This is a genomic window from Mesorhizobium sp. WSM4845 (genome assembly GCF_055811455.1).
Genome location: NZ_JBVVQA010000072.1, coordinates 1 through 2,228, shown reverse-complemented (window position 1 = coordinate 2,228; position 2,228 = coordinate 1). Strand labels below are relative to the sequence as shown.

The window sequence follows — 2,228 nt, the reverse complement described above, 5'->3', positions numbered from 1 at the left end:
ATCGTTCCGGTCATGCTCGGCGATGCGACGCTGGCGCAGGAGATGGCGGCGCGCATGCTGCAGCGCGGCATCTATGTTATCGGCTTCTCGTTTCCGGTGGTACCGAAGGGCCAGGCGCGCATCCGCACCCAGATGTCGGCGGCCCACATGGAGGCCGATGTAGATCGCGCGATCAAAGCCTTTTGGGAGGTAGGCAGGGACTTGGGAGCCGTCTAATTTAGCATGGTGTAGCCCCTTGTCGATGTCCACGAGCTCCGATTGGATCGAAGATGCGCGCACCCGCCTGGTGCGGCAAGATCGATCGAGGTTTTGCGGCCGCACTTGGGGAGCCGGGGCGACGAGTGCGGAACCGATTTGGCGTTCCAATTTTACAGACATGCAAATCGCGATTGGCAGCCCCAGCTTCCTCGTCGAGTGTCGCGCAGTAGCCTCTGATAATCCCCTCCGATTGCCGGGCGGAAACAAGAACCGGAACACTCACATCCGGCGGTCACTTGGCCGGCAGATCATAATCCGGCGCAAAAGTCGCACAAAACGCCACTTCTAAAAGCCGAATCCTCCTAAAACGACAAGAAACTGCGCTATGCACTCCTAACCTGACTTCCAAACGACCGATTCGTCCAATGGTAAAATAAATTCAGGCGCACGCTTCATGAAACATGTTGGCATTCTAGCACACAGTGCCGAAGGTTCCGCACTCTGCTATCTAACGCTTTGCCACGCGGGGGCGTCTAAACTGGGGAACCACTTGCATCCCGACGTAACGATGGACGCGATTTCGATGGGGACCAGCATACCTGACTGGGAGCGGGAAAACTTTTCGGTCGTACGAGCGACCCTTGCCAAGTCAATTGGACGACTAAGCGCGGCAGACTGCGACTTCTTCGTTTGTCCTGATAATACTGCTCATCTCGCCCTCGAACAGGATGGTCCTGATTTGGCCTTGCCGGGGCTGCACATCGCTGATGTAGTCACGAAAGAAGCAGCCGAAAGAGGTTATCGAAAGCTCGGTATTCTAGGTACGAAGTGGACAATGACGCAGCAGATGTACTTCAGGGCTGCTCAGAGTCAGGGCCTGTCTGCTATAGCTCCTGATGAACGCGATCGAAGCTATATAAACGAAGTTATTTTTTCAGAGTTTTGCAATGGGATATTCACTGACGCGGCCCACAAGCAGCACGTTCGAATTATAGGCAATCTAAAGTCTAGGGGCTGCGATGCTGTCGTTCTCGGCTGTACTGAAATTCCGCTTCTCATCTCGTCGGAACAGTCTCCGCTTCCTACTTTAGATTCAACCCGATTGCTCGCAAAGTATGCTCTAGCCGTTGCGCTGGGGGAAAAAAGTGTACCGAATTGGCGTGGGGGTCCTATGTTGCCGTGGCTCGGATGACGCTCGCGGTCGACAACTCTGCAAGGCACATTGAATCCAGGGCGTGCGGAACGTCGCCTCTGACAGCGGCGTGCCCACGGCCTTGTTCGCCCGGTTCCTCTTGCGGGCCTGGCTCACAAGGCCGTGGCGATCGAGCACGGCATGAACGGTGCTCTTGGCCGGGGTAAGCACCTCGCCTGCGAGGTTGCGCACCAGCAACTCGCGTATCTTCCTGGCGCCCCAATGCCGCTTCTCCCGCTTGCTTTCCACGATCATCCGATCAATCTGGGCCGGCAGCTGTTTGGCATAGCGCACCGGCCGGCGCGAGCGGTCCGTCAGGGCGCAAGGCCCTTATCCTTGTAGCGATTGAAGATCTTGTAGCCGGTCTTGCGCGAGATGCCGAACTCCCGGCACACATCGCTCGTGCCTTCTCCCTCGAGCAGACGCGCCACGAAACGAAGACGTTCCTCCATAACCGAACACTCTCTCCACGGCATCAACACCTCCGGCCAAAAGCCAAAAGTGTTACCCATTGAAGTGCACCCCTCGGGTGAGACAGAGATCAGTAACAGTTCTCCGTTTCTGCGATTGCCGCAGGGGCTTCCCGCCGCAATCGCATTAGGCCGGCTTCATATTCATCCGGCGATTGATAATCGATCGCGGAATGTAGGCGCTGCTTGTTGTACACGGCGTCGATGAATTCGCCGATCCGGTTCCTTGCATCGTCGATGTCGCGATGGGCTCCGCCGTCGGCTTCCTCCTCCTTCAGCGTTCGCATGAAGGTAAGCGGTGTTCTTAGGCCACAGCCTTGAGCTCGAGCTTGTTGATGTAGACCCAAGGCAGGAGATCGTCGATCTGG

General features: G+C 56.8%; 3 protein-coding genes and 1 pseudogene. 2 read left to right on the top strand and 2 right to left on the bottom strand.

The window, feature by feature from the left end; translation table 11 throughout:
- Nucleotides 1-216, top strand: a 216-nt coding sequence (locus AC0L2C_RS34010) for an aminotransferase class I/II-fold pyridoxal phosphate-dependent enzyme (RefSeq protein ID WP_473525508.1), incomplete at its 5' end; no start/stop codon positions are given.
- A 436-nt stretch (nt 217-652) separates the two neighbouring features.
- Nucleotides 653-1,390, top strand: coding sequence for an aspartate/glutamate racemase family protein (locus AC0L2C_RS34005; RefSeq protein WP_473525507.1), 738 nt, complete (start codon nt 653-655; stop codon nt 1,388-1,390).
- Nucleotides 1,391-1,444: 54 nt separating this feature from the next.
- Here AC0L2C_RS34005 and AC0L2C_RS34000 read toward each other — a convergent pair.
- Nucleotides 1,445-1,866 (bottom strand): annotated as a pseudogene (locus AC0L2C_RS34000) (helix-turn-helix domain-containing protein); the annotation flags it as partial.
- A gap of 65 nt (nt 1,867-1,931) precedes the next feature.
- On the bottom strand, nt 1,932-2,228 hold a 297-nt coding region (locus AC0L2C_RS33995; protein ID WP_473525506.1), incomplete at its 5' end, for an IS3 family transposase.

Excerpts from the sequence above, each read along its gene's own strand:
- AC0L2C_RS34005 (WP_473525507.1), top strand. The coding sequence starts at position 653 with ATGAAACATGTTGGCATTCTAGCACACAGTGCCGAAGGTTCCGCACTC.